Here is a 19545-nt window from a genome sequence, read left to right on the forward strand (position 1 = left end):
ACCCCACAACGCACGCGAGCGCATGCGGGGTTCCCCACCCTAGAAGGAGGCGGTGCTTATGCCTCGTCGACGGAGCTAGGCTCGTCGTGGGTCAGGCTCACGCCCATATCTTCTGCTGCCCGGAAGCCTTCTTCCTCCGAGTCGCTCATCTCAATAATCTTGCCGTCAGTGGAGAGCACCTCGACGTTCAGGCACAGAGACTGCATTTCCTTGATAAGAACCTTGAAGGATTCGGGGATACCCGGCTCAGGGATGTTCTCACCCTTCACGATAGCCTCGTAAACCTTCACACGGCCCGCCACGTCATCGGACTTGACGGTCAGGATTTCCTGCAGAGTGTATGCGGCGCCGTATGCTTCCAGCGCCCACACTTCCATCTCACCGAAGCGCTGACCACCGAACTGCGCCTTACCACCCAGGGGCTGCTGGGTAATCATCGAGTACGGACCGGTAGAACGAGCGTGAATCTTGTCATCCACCAGGTGGTGCAGCTTCAGGATGTACTGGTAACCAACCGAAATCGGGTCCGGGAACGGCTCACCGGAACGGCCGTCAATCAGACGTGCCTTACCGGAACGGTTGATCAGACGGTCACCATCGCGGTTCGGGTTCGAGTGGTCCATGAGGTCGAACAGCTCGTCCTCGTGGGCACCGTCGAACACCGGGGTTGCCAGGCGGGTCGGGCCGGATTCCTTCGGGAAGTTCGGCATGTGCTTGAGCCACTCGGGCTCGCCCTCAATCTTCCAACCCTGCTTAGCCAGCCAACCGGTGTGGACTTCCAGAACCTGACCAATGTTCATACGACCGGGCACGCCCAGCGGGTTCAGGATAACGTCCACGGGGGTACCGTCTTCCAGGAAGGGCATATCCTCGATCGGCAGGATCTTGGAAATAACACCCTTGTTACCGTGGCGGCCTGCAAGCTTGTCGCCGTCGGTAATCTTACGCTTCTGAGCCACGTACACGCGGACCAGCTGGTTCACGCCCGGGGGCAGGTCGTCCTCATCGTTGTTCTCGCGGTCGAAGATGCGGATACCGATGACGGTACCGGACTCGCCGTGAGGAACCTTCAGGGAGGTGTCGCGAACCTCGCGGGACTTCTCACCGAAGATTGCGCGCAGCAGGCGCTCCTCGGGGGTCAGCTCGGTCTCACCCTTGGGGGTGACCTTACCAACGAGGATGTCGCCAGCCTCAACCTCAGCACCGATGTGGATGATGCCGCGCTCGTCCAGAGCCGAGAGAACATCCTCGGACACGTTCGGAATATCGCGGGTAATCTCCTCGGGGCCCAGCTTGGTGTCGCGGGCGTCAATCTCGTGCTCCTCAATGTGGATCGAGGTCAGCACGTCCTCAGAAACCATGCGCTGGGAGAGGATGATCGCATCCTCGTAGTTCAGGCCTTCCCACGGCATGTATGCCACGAGCAGGTTCTTACCCAGTGCCAGCTCGCCGCCGTCGGTGGAGGGGCCGTCAGCGATAACGTCGCGGTATTCGACGCGCTGGCCTTCCTTCACCACAACGCGCTGGTTGTAGCAGTTACCCGGGTTCGAGCGGGAGAACTTCATAATCGGGTAGGTGGAGACAGAGCCGTCGTCGTTACGGACGATAACGGTCTTAGCGTCCACGGAGGAAACCACACCGGGCTTCTTCGCGAGCACGGAGTCACCGGAGTCCAGTGCTGCGTACTTCTCCATACCGGTACCAACCACGGGAGCCTCGGACTCCAGCAGGGGCACAGCCTGACGCTGCATGTTAGCACCCATCAGTGCTCGGTTAGCGTCGTCGTGCTCCAGGTAAGGAATCAGGGCGGTAGCCACGGACACCATCTGGCGCGGGGAGACGTCCATGTACTGAACGGCACCGGGAGCGACCAGAACAGCTTCGCCAGAACCATCGCCCGCACGGCAGAGAACCTCGTTCTCAGCGAAGGTACGGTCCGGGTTCAGCGGTGCGTTTGCCTGTGCAATAACGACAGACTTCTCGTCGTCAGCGGTCAGGTAGCGGACCTCATCGGTCACGCGGCCGTCAGTCACCACGCGGTAGGGGGTCTCAATGAAACCGAAGGAGTTGATTCGACCGTAGGTTGCCAGCGAACCAATCAGACCAATGTTCGGGCCTTCAGGGGTTTCAATGGGGCACATACGACCGTAGTGCGAGGGGTGGACGTCTCGAACTTCCATGCCTGCACGGTCACGGGACAGACCGCCCGGGCCCAGTGCGGACAGACGACGCTTGTGGGTCAGACCTGCCAGCGGGTTGTTCTGGTCCATGAACTGGGACAGCTGAGAAGTACCGAAGAACTCCTTGATAGCTGCCACGACGGGGCGGATGTTCACCAGGGACTGCGGGGTGATAGCGTCCACGTCCTGGGTGGTCATGCGCTCGCGAACCACGCGCTCCATACGGGACAGACCGGTACGGATCTGGTTCTCAATCAGCTCGCCCACGGTGCGGATACGACGGTTACCGAAGTGGTCGATGTCATCGATATCGATCTTGAGGGAGATTTCCTCGCCGTCACGGACGCCGGGGATGCTGGTCTCGCCTGCGTGCAGAGCGCAGAGGTAACGAATCATCTGAGCGATGTCGTCCTGGCTCAGAACGGAAGCCTCGGGGGAATCCATGGGAACGTCCACGCCGAGCTTACGGTTCAGCTTGTAACGGCCAACCTTCGCCAGGTCGTAGCGGCGCGGGGTGAAGTACATGTTGTCCAGCAGAGCCTGGGCAGCTTCAACCGTCGGGGGTTCGCCCGGACGCAGCTTGCGGTAGATGTCCAGCAGAGCCTCGTCGCGGTCCTTGACGGAGTCCTTCTCCAGGGTTGCGCGGATGGAGTCGTACTGACCGAACTCAGCCAGAATCTTGGACTCGGTCCAGCCCAGAGCCTTCAGCAGAACAGTCACGGACTGCTTACGCTTACGGTCCAGACGCACGCCAACCTGGTCGCGCTTATCAATCTCCAGCTCGAACCATGCACCGCGGGAAGGAATCACGCGGGCAGAGTAAATGTCCTTATCGGAGGTACGGTCCGGAGCCTTCTCGAAGTAAGCACCGGGGGAACGCACCAGCTGGGAAACGACCACACGCTCAGTACCGTTAATAACGAAGGTACCGGCCTCGGTCATCAGGGGGAAGTCACCCATGAACAGGGTCTGCTGCTTGACCTCGCCGGTAGCGAGGTTCATGAATTCAGCCTTAATGTACAGCGGAGCCGAGTAGGTTGCGTCACGGTCCTTGCACTCCTCAACAGAGTACTTGGGGTCAGCAAACTCAGGCTCAGAGAAGGAGAGCTGCATAGTCTCCTGGAAGTCACGAATCGGGGAGATTTCTTCAAAAATCTCAGCCAGACCGGACTGAGCGGGGACAGAAGTGTCACCAGCAGCCTGCGCCTTTTCCAGGCGCTCCGCCCAGCGCTCGTTACCAACGAGGCGGTCGAAGCTATCGGTCTGGATAGCAAGCAGGTTGGGAACCTTCAGCGGTTCGTTAATCTTCGCGAATGAAATTCGGCGCGAGACGTTCTCTGCGCCGTTAGCGGCGTCATGGTTAGAGGTGCTCGAAGCGACCAAAATGGGGATCCTTCCACAGACATGTCTGTTAGCAATCAGCCTCCCGGCGACATTACCGGCGACATGACAACCTCAGCCCCCGAATAGAACGGTGCTCGAAGCTATAGAGTCGGACGGAAAAACGTCACCTTCAGCCCGTGCCCACCGCTATATGAAGGCACAAAGGTTAGGGAAAGCGTAAATACTAACGATACAGGAAGAAATCCCTTCTGTCTACCACACCCTCATCAGGAGTGCAAACCTGCCACGGCGTGCACCTAGCATTCCACCACATTCACAGCCAAACCGCCCATCGACGTCTCCTTATAACGGTGAGACATATCCAGACCGGTCTGACGCATCGTCTCAATCACCTGATCCAACGACACACGGTGCGTACCATCACCACGCAACGCCATACGAGCCGCCGTCACAGCATTCGACGCGGCCATCGCATTACGCTCAATACACGGAATCTGCACCAGACCACCCACCGGGTCACAGGTCAGGCCCAAGTTGTGCTCCATCGCAATCTCAGCAGCGTTCTCGACCTGCTCGGGGGTACCACCCATCACCTGCGCCAAACCGGCAGCAGCCATCGAGGAGGCGCTACCCACCTCACCCTGGCAACCCACCTCAGCACCAGAAATCGAGGCACGCTTCTTATACAGCACACCCACAGCAGAAGACGCCAAGAAGAAATCAACAACAGCCTGATCACGAGCAGCCTGACCGCAATGGCGAATACCCTGCGTGTAATTCATCGCGTAATGCAGCACCGCCGGAATAATACCCGCAGCACCATTCGTCGGAGCAGTCACCACACGACCACCAAAAGCGTTCTCCTCGTTGACCGCCAGAGCAATCAGGTTCACCCAGTCAATAGCGAACTCAGGAGACTTCGAAGGATCCTCCACCATCAAATCGCGGTGCCACGCACCCGCACGGCAACGTACCTTCAGCGGACCAGGCAAATAACCCACACGCGCCAGAGAAGAGCCAATGCACTCCTTCATCACACGGTAGATATGCAGGATGCCGTCACGGACCTCCTGCTCCGAACGCAGAGAACACTCATTCGCCATCTTCAACTGCGCAATCGACAGACCAGACTCATTCGCCATCTCCAGCAGTTCAGCAGCCGAACCAAACGGATACGGAGGGTTCATCAGCGACGCGCCACCGGTCGCCTCCTCATCACCCTCAACAATGAAGCCACCACCAATCGAATAGTAGGTACGCTCTAGCAGCAGCTGCTCACCCGCAAACGCCGCAATCTTCATACCGTTCGTATGGCGCGGCAAAACAGTCAGAGGGCGCAGAGTCATATCCAGCTCACGGTAATTCACCACCGGGCCGTACACCTTCTGCTCCTCACCACCGGGAGCAGTCACACCGTACGCAGAGGACGGGTAACCAGCCAACGGCAACCTACCGTCCACGCTATTACGCTCAATCATCGCCTCAGACTCAGCGATATTGATAGTCTCAGGAACAAAACCGCACAGACCCTTCAACGCCGCGCTCATCGTACCGTGACCGGCACCCGTAGCCGCCAACGAACCATACAAATCAATATGCACGCCCGTCACACGGTCCAGCAGACCCTCGTCAATCAGATCCGCCACAAAACGGTTCGAAGCGCGCATCGGACCCACCGTGTGCGAACTCGAAGGACCCACACCAATGCTGAACATCTCAAAAACACTGATGTCATACGGCAGAGCCTCTGCCTTCTTCTGGGCGCTACTGGGTGCGCTCTGGTTAATAGCCACGTTCTGTCCTTCAAATAAAAATGCCTGTGCACCGCACCAAAAGATACGCGCCCCTCAACAAAGGAACCACACACCAATCTGCGGTCTATACGTGCGGACAATCACCCTTGACTGGCCGCTCTAATCCTAACGCACTTCAGAACCATCACAAACTAAGGCTCAGAACACTTCCAACATTCCCCCGCCGCTCAGCCCCGCATTACAGCGCTGAAAAGGCGCCGTGCCCACACAGGACACGGCGCCTCTGCCCTACAGATTACCTGCAGAAAAACTCTTACTTCTCACGCTTGTAGAACGGCAGAGCCACAACATCAAACGGAGCACGCTTACCACGGATATCAACATCCACAGTAGAACCAACCTCAGAGAACTCACGGTTCACCAGTGCCATAGCAATCGGGAAGCCCAGAGTCGGGGAAGGAATACCGGAGGTAACCTCACCAATCTCATTACCCTCAGCATCCACCAGCTTAGAACCGGCACGAGCAGGACGCTTCGCCTGAGCCTTCAAACCAACCAGGATACGCTTCGACTCGCTCTTAGCCAGCTCAGCCAGAGCCTCACGACCCACAAAGTTAGCCGCCTTCTTCTCCAGAGCAATCTCAACCAGACGGCCCAGACCGGACTCAAAGGGGGTGATATCCAGACCCAGCTCGTGACCGTACAGCGGCATACCAGCCTCAAGGCGCAGGGAGTCACGAGAAGCCAGACCCGCAGGAATCATGCCGAAAGGCTCACCAGCAGCAGCCAGCTTATCCCACAGCTCAACAGCCTTCTCATTCGGCACGAACAGCTCGAAGCCATCCTCACCGGTGTAACCGGTACGAGCCAGCAGAACATCAACACCAGCAACAGTCAGCGGAACCGAAGCGTAGTACTTCAGCTCACGGACAGCCTCTTCGTCAGAGACACCAGCAGCCAGCAGGATCTCCTCAGCACGGGGACCCTGAACAGCAACCAGAGAAGTCTGATCCGACTCATTCACAAACTCAACGTTGAAATCGCCCAGGCGCTCGCTCATCGCAGCGAAGTCAGTGTCAATGTTCGAAGCGTTCGGAACAACCATGAATTCCTCATCGCCCAGACGGTAAGTAATCAGGTCGTCAATCACGCCACCCTTATCGTTGACCAGGATCGAGTACTTCGCCTTACCAACCTTCAGGATGGACATGTTCGACACCAGAGCGTAATCCAGGAACGCACCCGCATCCGGGCCGGTCACACGGAACTCACCCATGTGAGACAGGTCGAAAATACCGGCACGAGTACGGACAGCCTCGTGCTCAGCAACGTCATTAGCGTACTTCAGGGGCATATCCCAGCCACCAAAGTCGGTGAAAGAAGCGCCCAGCTTCTCGTGAACCGGGTACAGGGAGGTCTTCTTGGGGGACATTGGATTCTCCTCACGCACAGCCTTGTGCTGTTATCATTCAATCGTCGTAGATTTGGTTCGCCCCCACAGACACGAGATACGCTGCGGAGGCATCCCCCGCCCGTCCCCAGAAACCTGAGGACGGACGGGGCAGGCAGACCGTTACAGCCCGCCCAGGAGCGTTACAAGCTCCTTATGCTTCCAGGTCGAAAGCCTCCATCGGGGGGCATTCGCACACGAAGTTACGGTCACCGCCGGCGCCATCAATACGACCCACCGAAGTGAAGTACTTGTTAGCGCGCAGGCTCGGAACCGGGAAAGCCGCCTGGGTACGGGTGTAGGGGCGATCCCACTCATCAGCGCTCACCACGTCAACGGTGTGCGGTGCGTTGCGCAGAACCGAATCCTCCACAGCAACCTTGCCCTCAGCCACCTCGATAATCTCGTCGTAGATGGTCTCCATTGCCTCAATGAAGCGGTCCAGCTCTTCCTTCGACTCAGACTCGGTCGGCTCAACCATCAGGGTGCCCGGAACCGGGAACGCCAGAGTCGGAGCGTGGAAGCCGAAGTCCATCAGACGCTTGCAGACATCCTCAGCAGTCACGTGAGACTGATCGGTCAGCTGACGCAGGTCCAGGATGCACTCGTGAGCGACCAGACCGCCGGGGCCGGTGTACAGCACCGGGTACTTGTCGTTCAGCTTCTTCGCAATGTAGTTAGCGTTCAGCACCGCGTACTGCGAAGAGTCCTTCAGACCCTGAGCACCAGTCATCGCAATGTACATCCAGCTAATCGGCAGAACACCGGCAGAACCGAAGAACGCCTGCGAAATCGGCAGTGCTGCGTCGTTGGGGAGCTTACCCTCAGAATCGGCACGGTATGCGTCACCGGGCAGGAACTTCGCCAGGTGCTCACGAACAGCCAGCGGGCCAACACCGGGGCCGCCACCACCGTGAGGAATGGAGAAGGTCTTGTGCAGGTTCAGGTGCGAAACGTCGCCACCGAACTTACCCGGCTGAGCGAAGCCCATCTGAGCGTTCAGGTTCGCGCCATCCAGGTACACCTGGCCGCCCGCCTCGTGAACCAGCTGGCAAACCTCAGCAACCTGCTCCTCAAACACACCGTGAGTGGAGGGGTAGGTAATCATGATGCCGGCAACCTTGGGACCGTACTTCTCGATCTTTGCCTTCAGGTCATCAACATCAATCGAACCGTCAGCAGCGGTTGCCACACCGGCAACCTTCAGACCAGCCAGAGCAGCAGATGCAGCGTTGGTGCCGTGCGCAGACAGCGGAATCAGGACGGTATCGCGCTCGTGGTCACCGTTAGCCTCATGGAAGGAACGGATAGCGCGCAGACCAGCGTACTCACCGGTCGCGCCCGAGTTCGGCTGCAGCGAGATAGCATCGTAACCGGTAATAGCAACCAGCCACTCGCTCAGGTCCTTAATCAGTTCGTGCCAGCCCTCAGCCTGATCCTCCGGGACCAGCGGGTGAATATTCGCGAACTCAGGCCAAGAGATGGGCTCCATCTCTGCAGCCGCGTTCAGCTTCATGGTGCACGAACCCAGCGGAATCATGGTGCGGTCAAGTGCCAGGTCCTTATCCGCCAGGTGACGCAGGTAGCGCATCATCTCGGTCTCGGAGCGGTACTTGTGGAAAATCGGGTGCTGCATGTAGTCATCGGTACGCAGCAGGTTGGAGGGCAGGTCATACTTCGAATCTGCCTCACCCAGGGTACCGCCCAGAGCCTCAACCAGGCTCTTCAGCAGCTCCTCACCGTGAGACTCACCCACGGAAATACCAACGCGGTTCTCATCGAAGCGGCGGATGTTCACGCCAGCTTCCAGAGCCTTCGCGACCAGCTCATCGGCGCGGCCAGCGGCCTCCACCACGACGGTGTCGAAGAAAGTATCGTGAGCAATATCGTAACCCGCAGCCTCCAGCGCAGTAGCAACACGAGCGGCGTTAGTGTGCAGGCGGTTCGCGATAGCGCGCAGACCCTCAGGGCCGTGGTACATCGCGTAAGCGCCAGCAACAATAGCCAGCAGAGCCTGAGCAGTACAAATATTGGAAGTAGCCTTCTCACGGCGGATGTGCTGCTCACGAGTCTGCAGAGCCAGACGGTACGCAGGCTTACCGGCAGAGTCCTTAGAAACACCCACCAGACGGCCAGGCATGGTGCGTTCCATACCCTTGTGAACAGCCATGTACGCAGCGTGAGGACCACCGAAGAAGAAGGGCAGACCAAAACGCTGAGTGTTACCCACAGCGATATCAGCACCCAGCTCACCCGGAGACTTCAGCAGGGTCAGAGCCAACAGGTCAGCGACCACAGTGACCAGGGCGTTACGCTCCTTAGCGGCCTTAATCAGCGGCTCAATATCGCGAATATCGCCTTCATTGCCGGGGTACGCCAGGACGATACCGTACAGGTCGCCCTCGGGCAGACCCTCAGAGAAATCAGTAATGACGAAGGGAATGCCGAGCATCTCTGCACGGCCGCGAGTCACCGAAATAACCTGAGGCAGGCAACGGGAGTCAATAGCAAAGAAGCCGTTCTTCACCTTGCGGTTTGCACGGTACATCATGACAGCTGCTTCAGCCACTGCTGACGCCTCATCCAGCAGGGAGGAGTTTGCAATCTCCAGGCCGGTCAGCTCCATCACGGTGTTCTGGAAGTTCAGCAGAGCCTCCAGACGACCCTGAGAAATCTCAGCCTGGTACGGGGTGTAAGAAGTGTAGAAACCGGGGTTTTCCAGAATGTTACGGCGCAGAACTGCGGGAGTTACTGCATCGTAGTATCCGGCACCAATCATCTGGGCGAGAACCTTATTCTTCGCAGCATAGCCGGCGATCTTTGCCTGAGCCTCATGCTCCGACAGCGGAGCAGGCAACTGCAATTCGCCGTCAAGGCGAATCTGGGAGGGGACGACAGCGTCCATCAGCGCATCCAGGGAAGAGTATCCCAGGGTTTCGAGCATCTGCTCTGCGTCTGCGGAACGGGGGCCGAGATGACGATCAATAAAGGACATAGGATTCTCCTATTGGTCGGCGCAAACCGTAGAGGGGTCACGTCGCGCTATTGCGACGAGTCGAACACTTTAAAGTGTCCCACATCTCCACAAAGTTTCGCTAGCTTTACCAACATTCGACATGCCCAAACATCAAACTCTTCTGCCCCGCCAAAGCCCACCCCTGTCAGACGACAAAACAGCAAAAAAGCACAAAGTCCGGCTCGTTCCCTCCGAAGAGAAAACGAGCCGGACTCAGTCAAAGCAAACTTCGCATACATCCTGCAGAAGGATGTACTAGAAGAACCTACTTAGCGTGGTTGGGCTTGCCACCGTGCGGCACCAGGAATGCCGACAGGAAAGCCAGAGCCGCAGTCACAGCCAGCAGCATCAGACCGATGAAGTAGTTGTTCTCAGCCTGGTTGTAGGTTGCACCCATCACCAGCGGCGGGAAGAAACCACCCAGAGCGCCAGCAGCAGCAACCACACCGGACACCGCACCAACGTTCTTCGGATCAGCCGCACGAGCCACCCAGCCGAAGACCGAGCCGTGGCCCAGACCCAGAAGAGCAGCCATCAGGATGAAAACAGCACCATACACGTGCTCAGCATCAGGCTGGAACGCGGTAATAACTGCCAGGATCACCACACCACCCAGGGAGATGAGGGTGATAATCTTCGGACCGAACTTATCAGCCAGCACACCACCGAAGGGACGAGCAATCACAGCAGCAACCGCAAAGCCAGCCGCACGCATACCAGCGTCGTTAGCGTTGAAGTTGTAGATGTTGCTCAGGTAAGTAGGCAGGTAGTTCGAGAATGCCACGAACGCACCGAACACAACAGCGTAGAGGAAGCACAGCTGCCAAGTGGTCTTCACCTTGAATGCCTGAACAATCTTCGGCATCAGCGGAGTAACCTCACGGCCGATGGTTGCCGGGGAATCCTTCAAGAAGAAGAAAGAGATAGCAGCGGTTACAGCACAGATAACAGCAATCAGAACGTGAGTCTGGAAGTAACCAATACCCTGCACCAGGCGGGGGGTAGCGAATGCAGAAATTGCAGTACCCACCATGCCGGCACCGAACACACCGGTCGCAAAACCCTTCTTGGAAGCGTCATACCATGCGGAACTGAAGGGAATACCCACAGCGAACACGGTACCCGCAATACCCAGGAAGAACGCCACAACAAGCAGCATGGGCAGCGAGTTCATCTGACCAGCAACACCAACCAGGAAGACCAGGGGTGCGCTAATCGCCAGAACAGCGGTGAACATAATACGACCACCGTAGCGGTCAGTCAGACCACCAACGGGAATACGGCCGATAGCGCCGATGAAAATCGGCATAGCAACCAGAAGGCTGGTCATACCAGCGTCCAGGTGCATCTGCTTTGCGTACATCTTGGCCAGCGGGCCAACAACGGTCCACGCCCAGAAACCAATGGTCGAGGCGAAGGTTGCAAGCAGAACGTTACGGAGCTGACCATTCTTCAGGTCGTAGCTCGGTGCAGCAGGGGTGCTCATATTTCCTCTTTTGCAATATGGATATGTGTATTAGCGGTCGGCGCGCTCACGCGGGAGAGTACCAACCGGATCCCAACCTCGACGTGCACCAACACGCTGGCCGCCACGAGAGCGGTACACGGTGTAGGGGCGGAAGAGGTAGTGCAGAGGCACAGTCAGTGCATGCACCAGGCGGGTAAACGGCCAAATGATGAACAGAACCATAGCCACCACGATGTGAATCTTGAAAGCCACAGGAATATTCACCATCAGAGCCACCTCAGGGTGGAAGTAGAACAGCGAACGGAACCACACAGAAATGGTCTCACGGTAGTTGAAGTGAACCTCGTGACCATTCACCGGAGGCAAACCACCCGAGGGGTTCACTGCCGAAATTAGAGTAGCCGCAGTACCGGCGAGAATCACCAGAACCAAAACGACATACATGAAAACGTCATTACGAGTGGTAGCCGAACGCACACGAGAGTTCGAAACACGGCGACCAATCAGAACAAACATACCAACAATGGTTGCGACCGCAGCAACAGAACCGCCAGCCAGCGCCACAATGTGGTAAGTGTCTTCCGAAACGACCAGGTCGGTGAATGCCTTAGGCACCAGCAGACCACCAACGTGGCCAAGGAAAACGGCCGCAAGACCGTAATGGAACAGGGGCGAAGCGATGCGCAACAGCTTCGATTCATAGACCTGGGACGAGCGGGTAGTCCATCCGAACTGGTCAGTACGGTAACGCCAAATGGTGCCACCAATCAGAATGACCAGTGCAACATAGGGCAGAACGCCCCACAGCAGGATGTCAACAATACCCGGATCGGCTACAGCCTGTGCAGCATGTCCTGCGTTCTCAGAAGCAAGTACGTACACGTGTTGTCTCCTCACAAGGGATAAAACTAGTTAGAACGAGCCGAAGCCTGCTGGAGCAGCTGATGATCAGCGTAGCCATTCAGGCCAACAGTCTCGACGGGAGGGCCGTAGCCAGCCATCTTCTGGACCTCTTCCTGAGTCTGCGGAGAGACGCCAGGAAGGGTATCGCAGATGCTCTGCAACAACCCGTAGTGGGGCAGATTTCCGTCCTTCATGGACAGACGAAGAAGCTCAAGGGACGGACGGTACGCCTGCAAAGCGGAACGGCCCTTACGGCGATCCACCAACGCACAGAACTCCAGCACCAGCGGCAGGTAGTCCGGAAGCTCACCATTCAAAACGGTCAACATACCGGAGTCGCGGTACATCTGCTTGAAACGCAGAAGAGTCTCACCACGGCGGCGGGTATCGCCATCGGTCCAGTAGGACAGATGCAGAGAATGACGACGCGAAAGGTCGTATTCCTGCACGTACTCGGACTGCACATCCTCCAGGTCCTTAGAAGTCAGCCACTGCTGAACCGCATCAACGGCAGCAATGAAAGCCTCATCCTGGGTGGAAGCGGTAATCTCCACCAGTTCAGGCAGAACCTTCAGAGTCTCCTCATCGGGGTAGCCCAGGAGCATACCGCTCACCTGGTAAATCACCGAGTCCTTATCCTCGCCGGGACCGTAATCGATATCAAACGGGTTCTCCGGCTGAGCCGGCTCCGAGACAGTAGCCTCGGAACCGGCCTTGCCCATGAGCTTGGAAAAGAATCCAGCCACTTATTACTTCTTTCCGGTGGTATTCGGGAAGAGGCCGTCAGGACGGGAAGAACCGTCCCAGCTGAACAAGCTGACCTTGTTGTTAGCCTCGTAGACACCGGTGGACACGGGGGTCGGGCGACCCTCCATGTCGTTGAACGCATCGCCGTACATGCCGGGTCCGCCATCCACGCTCAGGGAGCAACCCATTTCCTCAAGGTTGTGGGCGTCTTCCATGTGAGCCTTCGGAATGACGTAACGCTCGTTGTACTTAGCGATAGCCATCAGGCGGTACATCTCGTACACCTGCTGACCAGTCATGCCAACTGCCTGAGCAATCTCCTCGTTGCCTTCGCCACCGAGGTTGATGTCACGCATGTACGAACGCATCGCAGCCAGGCGGCGCAGAACGTTAGTAACAACCTCAGTGTCACCAGCGGTGAACAGCTCAGCCAGGTACTCAACCGGAATACGGAGAGACTCAATAGCGCCGAACAGGTTGTTGCTGTTCTCTGCATCGTGGCCCTGCTCCTTGAGCAGGTCAACAATCGGAGACAGCGGCGGCACGTACCAAACCATCGGCATGGTGCGGTACTCGGGGTGCAGGGGCAGAGCCACCTTCCACTCCTTCGCCAGCTTGTACACGGGCGACTTCTGAGCTGCAGTAATCCACGCATCGGGGATGTCGTTCTTACGAGCCTGCTCAATCACAGCCGGATCCGAAGGATCAAGCATCAGCGACAGCTGAGCCTCGTAGAGGTCCTTCTCATCCTCAACCGAAGCAGCCTCAGTCACGCGGTCTGCATCGTAGAGGAAGATACCGATGTAGCGCATACGACCAACACAGGTCTCAGCACACACGGTCGGAATACCAGCCTCAATACGGGGGTAGCAGAAGGTACACTTCTCAGCCTTACCCGTCTTGTGGTTGAAGTACACCTTCTTGTAGGGGCAGCCGGTGATGCACTGACGCCAACCGCGGCAACGGTCCTGGTCAACCAGAACGATACCGTCCTCAGCGCGCTTGTAGATAGCGCCGGAGGGGCAAGAAGCCATGCAGGAGGGGTTCAAGCAGTGCTCACAAATACGAGGCAGGTAGAACATGAAGGTCTGCTCGAACTCGAACTTAATCTTGTCCTCAGCCTTCTTGCGAACCTTCTCAACCAGCGGGTCCAGGTGACCGTACTCGGTCGCACCAGCCAGGTTGTCGTCCCAGTTCATACCCCACTCGACCTTGGTGTCCTCACCGGTGATGAGGGAGACCGGCTTAGCAGCCGGGAAGTCATCACCCAGAGGAGCACTGGTCAGGTTCTGGTAATCGTAGGTCCAGGGCTCGTAGTAGTCGTTCAGCTCGGGCTGAATCGGGGAAGCGAAGATCGTGAAGAGCTTCTGGAAGCGGTTACCGCTCTTGAGCTCCAGACGACCGCGCTTGTTCAGCACCCAGCCGCCCTTCCACTTCTCCTGATCCTCGTAACGGCGGGGGTAACCCTGACCGGGACGAGTCTCAACGTTGTTGAACCAGACGTACTCGGTACCGGCTCGGTTCGTCCATGCCTGCTTACAGGTCACGGAGCAGGTGTGGCAGCCGATGCACTTATCGAGCGCCATCACCATAGCAACTTGTGCCATAACGCGCATTAGAAAGTTACCTCCTGGGACTTACGGCGACGGATGTACGAGACGATGTCTCGCTGGTTACCGGTCGGTCCAAGATAGTTGAAGGCGAACGCCTGGTGAGCGTAGCCACCAATCATGTGGGTGGGCTTCAGAAGAATACGGGTCACCGAGTTGTGAATACCACCGCGCTTACCGGTGACTTCAGACTTCGGGCTAACCATACGCTCCTGAGCGTGGTAGACGTAGCAAACGCCCTCGGGCATACGGTGCGAAACAACCGCACGGCCGACGAAGACACCATTGGTGTTCACACACTCAATCCACTCGCCATCCTTGACGCCAATCTTCTCAGCGTCCTGCGGGCTCATCCATGCAGTCGGACCGCCACGGAACATGCTCAGCATGTAGTGGTTATCGAAGTACTGCGAGTGAATTGCCCACTTGTTGTGCGGGGTCAGGTAGCGAACAGCAACCGAAACACCATCGGTAGTACCGAGCTCAGGCTCGTTGTACAGGCCGGTCATATCCAGCGGCGGACGGTAAATCGGCAGAGCCTCGCCCATTTCGTGCATCCAGTCGTGGTCGAGGAAGAAGTGCATACGGCCGGTCAGGGTGTGGAACGGCTTCTTCTTCTCGATGTTGACGGTGAACGGAGCGTAACGGCGACCACCGGTCTCCGAACCGGACCACTCGGGGGAGGTCATCACGGGCTGCGGTGCGGCCTGGGTCATGGGGAAGGTGATACGACGTTCCTCGTTACCTTCTGCCAGGTCCATCAGGTGCAGACCGGTCTGCTTCTCAAGCTCCTTGAAGCCCTTGACAGCGACCTCACCGTTGGAGGTACCGGAAATCATGAGGATTGCTTCAGAAATCTTCACGTCGGTATCCAGTGCCGGACGGCCTGCGCCCTTACCGGAGTCCATCACACCGAATTCCTTAGCCATCTTCGCGACTTCGTCCTTCAGGTCGTAAGTGATGAACTTGGTGGTTGCACCGAGCTTATCGAACAGCGGGCCAACGGTGGTGTACATGTCGTACAGTGCGCCGTAGTCGCGCTCGACGGTGACGAAGTTCGGCATGTTCTTGCCGGGTACGCCCACCATACCGGGGGTGTTCTTCCAGTCGGGTGCGTGACCGCCGGGCTGAGCAATCTGGCCGGGGGTGTCGTGCAACAGCGGGACCGAAACGATGTCCTTACGGACGCCGAGGTGCTTCTTAGCCAGGCGGCTGAACTCAAACGCCAGTGCCTTGAAGGTCTCGTGGTCGGTCTTTGCCTCCCACGGCGGGTCAATTGCCGGGGAGAACGCGTGCAGGAACGGGTGCATATCGGTCGAGGAGATATCGTGCTTCTCGTACCAGGTAGCAGTCGGCAGAACGATGTCAGACAGCAGGGTCGTGGAGGTCATACGGAAGTCCGAGGTGACCAGCAGATCCAGCTTGCCCTGAGGCGCGTCCTCAACCCACTTCACTTCGTTCGGCAGCTTCTCCGAGTCGGAGCCCTGGACGTTGTCCATGCTACCGACCAGGTGCTTCAGGAAGTAGCTCTCACCCTTAGCGGAGGAACCGAACAGGTTCGAACGCCACAGGGTCAGGGTACGAGGCCAGTTGACGGGGTTGTCAACGTCCTCAACGGAGAACTCCAGGTCACCGGAGTTCAGGCGCTGTGCAATGTAGTCCGCGTTCGAGGAAGCCTCGCCGCGTGCCACTGCCTGCTCTGCCTTGTCTGCCAGATCCAGCGAGTTCTCGGGGAACTGCGGGTAGAACGGCATCCAGCCCATACGGGTAGAACGTGCCACAACGTCAGCAGTGTGAACGTCGCGCAGCTCGCCCTTAGCCAGCGGGGACTGCAGGTAGTCGGTGGAGTACGCGTCCTGACGGAACTGGTCAGTGTGCATGTACCAGAAGCCGGTACCGATCATGTGACGCGGCGGGCGGCTCCAGTCCAGAGCGTTCGCAATGTTGGTCAGACCGGTCAGAGGACGTGCCTTCTCCTGGCCCACGTAGTGAGCCCAACCGCCACCGTTACGGCCCTGGCAACCGGTCAGGTTCAGCAGAGCGAGAATAGCGCGGTAGGTGGTGTCAGCGTGGTACCACTGGCAGATACCTGCACCGAAGATAATCATGGAGCGGCCACCGGAATCCAGGGCGCTCTTAGCGAACTCGCGGGCAACGCGGATAACAGCCTCGGCGGGGACAGAAGTAATCTGCTCCTGCCATGCCGGGGTGTTCTGAACGTCCCAGTCCTCGTAGTCCTTAGCCCAGGTACCGGGCAGGCCCTCACGGCCCACACCGTACTGTGCCAGCATAATGTCGAAGACGGTGGTGACTTCGTGGCCTTCAACGTAAGCTACGGGCACACCGCGGGTAATGACGTCGCCGTGACCCTTCGGGTTGTCGAAGGTCGGCATCTTGATCTCTGCAGCTGCAGTCTGGCCCTGGGGCAGGTCGCGAATCGACAGGATCGGCTTACGGCCCTGCAGGTCCAGGTTCCACTTGCCCTGGTCTTCCTGAGCGTAACGGTGACCCATGGTGCCGTTGGGAACGAAGACCTCACCGGTCTCGCGGTCCATCAGGACGGGCTTGAAGTCAGCGTTCGGCTGCTCAGCCTCGCCAGCGAGCTTAGCAGCGGTCAGGAACTTGGAGGGGACCTTAACGCCGTCTTCACGGGTTTCCAGGGTGACCAGGAAGGGAAGGTCGGTGTAGGTCAGGGAGAAGTCCTCAAAGAACTCGACACGCTGGTCGACATAGTTCTCCTTGAGGATGACGTGGCCCATCGCCATAGCCAGTGCCGCGTCGGTACCTGCCTGTGCGGGCAGCCACTCGTCAGCGAACTTGGTGTTGTCGGCGTAGTCGGGGCTCACGGTGACAACCTTGGTACCGCGGTAGCGAACCTCGGAGACCCAGTGAGCGTCCGGGGTACGGGTCAGCGGAACGTTTGCGCCCCACATGATGAGGTACGCAGCGTCCCACCAGTCGCCAGACTCGGGAACGTCGGTCTGGTCGCCGAAGACCTGCGGGGAAGCCACGGGAAGGTCAGCGTACCAGTCGTAGAAGCTGGTCATGACGCCACCGGCCAGCTGGATGTAGCGAACACCCGCGCTGAAGGACGCCATGGACATTGCCGGAATCGGGGTGAAGCCGGTGTTACGGTCGGGACCGTAGTACTTGATGGTGTGCACGTGAGCAGCAGCCATCAGCTCGAGAGCCTCAGCCCAGGTCGATCGCACCAGACCACCCTTACCACGTGCGTTCACGTAGCGTGCACGCTTGGCGGGGTCGGACACGATGGAGTGGAAGGCGTCCACGGGATCGTTGTGGATTGCCTTCGCTTCGCGGTACATCTCCAGCAGGAGACCGCGAACGTAGGGGTACTTAACGCGAGTGGGAGAGTAGGTGTACCACGAGAATGCTGCACCGCGGGGGCAACCGCGGGGCTCGTACTCGGGGCGGTCGGGACCAACCGAGGGGTAGTCAGTTTCCTGTGCTTCCCAGGTGATAATGCCGTCCTTGACGTACACCTTCCAGGAGCAGGAGCCGGTGCAGTTCACGCCGTGGGTAGAGCGAACTTCCTTATCGTGGCTCCAACGGTCGCGGTAGAAGGCGTCACCTTCGCGGCCGCCTTCACGGAAGACGGCGCGGCCGTCTTCAGTCTCATCCCAGCGGGAGAAGAACTTACCGAACTTGATCAGCTGATCGGTAAGGGGGCCATCCGGGCCCTTAATCTGTGATGCTTGTTCCATACTGCCCAATATATCGGAAATTTGGCATAGAAAATACGAGATAAAAACCTTGCCTAATTCATGCGAAATAAGGGTGTTTTAGACCGTAAGCCAGGCGGAAATTCCACCCTCAAGCATGTACACAGAACGCTCCTCCAGAGGCGCTATTTCACGAGCCGCTTCAACCGTTCGGGTGTATCCGGTGCAGTAAATAACGATTTTCTGGGCATTTACAGGGATTTTGTGCTCAATCAAGGCCTTTAGAGTACCGCTTCGAGCCGCTTCAAGCAGTTCGGTGAGGGGCAGATTGATAGCGCCCTCAATAGCGAAAGCATTAAATTCCACCTGCTCACGGACATCCAAAAGGGCAATATTTTCACCCGATGACATCTTTTTAAGGTCCTGAGCACTCATCGAGCGAGGTTCCGAACCGGCAGAAGTGCTTGTAAAATCCTGAGAAATATTACGAATTGTTACATGATTTTTGGGCTTATGACTCGTTTCTTGGGGCAAAATGGCGCTTTTCTTAGGTACAGCTTGCACGCTAGCTACAAGAGGTATATATTCCCACCTCCCGCTTAACGCCGAATATAGGCCAACCTCACCCATGAGCGGCTCCCCCACCCCGGTCAGCAGCTTCACCGCCTCCATAGCCATCGCAGCACCCACCACGCCAGCCATAGCACCCACCACACCGGCGGTACTACATGACGGCACGCTACCTTCCACAGGAGCCTGAGGATACAAATCCTCATACACAGGACCGTGACCAGCCCAAAACACGCTCAACTGCGCATCAAAGCCAAGAATCGCAGCCCACACATGCGGAATCCCCGCACGCGCCGCCGCCGCCGACACCACATAGCGCGACTCAAAATTATCGCTACCATCCAGCACCACATCAGCGCCAGCCAGAAGCTCATCAGCATTCGCCTCCGTCAGCCGCTCGCGCACCGGTACAACCTCAATAAAAGGATTCAGCGAGCGCAAGGACTCAGCAGCGGACTCAGCCTTAGAATTGCCCACCCTGGCATGCGTATGAATCACCTGGCGGTGCAAATTCGAGGCATCCACGAAGTCGTCATCCACCACCACAATCTGACCGACTCCGGCACCCGCCAGGTACAGCAGAGCGGGAGCGCCCAAACCACCAGCACCCAACACCACCACACGCGCGCCCTTGAGCGTCAGCTGAGCCTCATACCCCATTTCAGGCAGAATCAGCTGACGAGAATAGAACGCACGCTCAGCAGCAGAGAGCTCGCTCGCGCCGGTTGAAGGCTGAGAAGACATAGGGAATCCTCACGTCAAGTAATAGAGGGTGGCCTGAGCTTTCAGGGCGCCAAGCCTCAAGGAGAATAAGCCTGCC

General features: G+C 57.9%; 10 protein-coding genes. All 10 read right to left on the reverse strand.

Annotated elements, in window-relative coordinates; translation table 11 throughout:
* Positions 1-56: 56 nt before the first annotated feature.
* Positions 57-3563: a DNA-directed RNA polymerase subunit beta gene (rpoB, locus tag RWZ58_RS01300; protein WP_200962785.1), complete on the reverse strand. Its 3507-nt coding sequence runs from the start codon at positions 3561-3563 to the stop codon at positions 57-59.
* Between the two features lie 257 nt (positions 3564-3820).
* Positions 3821-5317, reverse strand: a complete 1497-nt coding sequence (locus RWZ58_RS01305) for an L-serine ammonia-lyase (protein WP_314656890.1) — start codon at positions 5315-5317, stop codon at positions 3821-3823.
* 274 nt (positions 5318-5591) lie between these two features.
* Complete coding sequence (gene gcvT / locus RWZ58_RS01310; RefSeq protein ID WP_296546798.1) at positions 5592-6710, reverse strand: glycine cleavage system aminomethyltransferase GcvT; 1119 nt, start codon at positions 6708-6710, stop codon at positions 5592-5594.
* 172 nt (positions 6711-6882) lie between these two features.
* Positions 6883-9723, reverse strand: a complete 2841-nt coding sequence (gcvP, locus tag RWZ58_RS01315; protein ID WP_314656892.1) for an aminomethyl-transferring glycine dehydrogenase — start codon at positions 9721-9723, stop codon at positions 6883-6885.
* Between the two features lie 286 nt (positions 9724-10009).
* Positions 10010-11230 (reverse strand): nitrate/nitrite transporter, encoded by a 1221-nt coding sequence (locus RWZ58_RS01320; protein ID WP_005504924.1) that lies wholly within the window; start codon positions 11228-11230, stop codon positions 10010-10012.
* A 30-nt stretch (positions 11231-11260) separates the two neighbouring features.
* Positions 11261-12094, reverse strand: a complete 834-nt coding sequence (gene narI, locus RWZ58_RS01325) for a respiratory nitrate reductase subunit gamma (RefSeq protein WP_311446859.1) — start codon at positions 12092-12094, stop codon at positions 11261-11263.
* A gap of 26 nt (positions 12095-12120) precedes the next feature.
* Complete coding sequence (narJ, locus tag RWZ58_RS01330) at positions 12121-12861, reverse strand: nitrate reductase molybdenum cofactor assembly chaperone (protein WP_005504922.1); 741 nt, start codon at positions 12859-12861, stop codon at positions 12121-12123.
* 3 nt (positions 12862-12864) lie between these two features.
* On the reverse strand, positions 12865-14478 hold the full coding sequence (narH, locus tag RWZ58_RS01335; RefSeq protein WP_005504921.1) for a nitrate reductase subunit beta: 1614 nt from the start codon (positions 14476-14478) through the stop codon (positions 12865-12867).
* Entirely contained in the window at positions 14478-18197 is a 3720-nt protein-coding gene (locus RWZ58_RS01340) for a nitrate reductase subunit alpha (RefSeq protein WP_314656896.1), read from the reverse strand. Before RWZ58_RS01340 ends, narH begins: the two co-directional genes overlap by 1 nt.
* A 78-nt stretch (positions 18198-18275) precedes the next feature.
* Positions 18276-19469: a ThiF family adenylyltransferase gene (locus RWZ58_RS01345; protein ID WP_314656898.1), complete on the reverse strand. Its 1194-nt coding sequence runs from the start codon at positions 19467-19469 to the stop codon at positions 18276-18278.
* Between the last annotated feature and the right edge of the window lie 76 nt (positions 19470-19545).

The organism is uncultured Rothia sp. (assembly GCF_963544205.1).
Lineage (GTDB): Bacteria > Actinomycetota > Actinomycetes > Actinomycetales > Micrococcaceae > Rothia.

Bases quoted from the DNA above. Each gene is read 5' to 3' on its own strand.
- gcvT (WP_296546798.1), bottom strand. From the start codon at position 6,710: ATGTCCCCCAAGAAGACCTCCCTGTACCCGGTTCACGAGAAGCTGGGC.
- gcvP (WP_314656892.1), bottom strand. From the start codon at position 9,723: ATGTCCTTTATTGATCGTCATCTCGGCCCCCGTTCCGCAGACGCAGAG.
- RWZ58_RS01320 (WP_005504924.1), bottom strand. From the start codon at position 11,230: ATGAGCACCCCTGCTGCACCGAGCTACGACCTGAAGAATGGTCAGCTC.
- narH (WP_005504921.1), bottom strand. From the start codon at position 14,478: ATGCGCGTTATGGCACAAGTTGCTATGGTGATGGCGCTCGATAAGTGC.
- RWZ58_RS01340 (WP_314656896.1), bottom strand. From the start codon at position 18,197: ATGGAACAAGCATCACAGATTAAGGGCCCGGATGGCCCCCTTACCGAT.
- RWZ58_RS01345 (WP_314656898.1), bottom strand. From the start codon at position 19,469: ATGTCTTCTCAGCCTTCAACCGGCGCGAGCGAGCTCTCTGCTGCTGAG.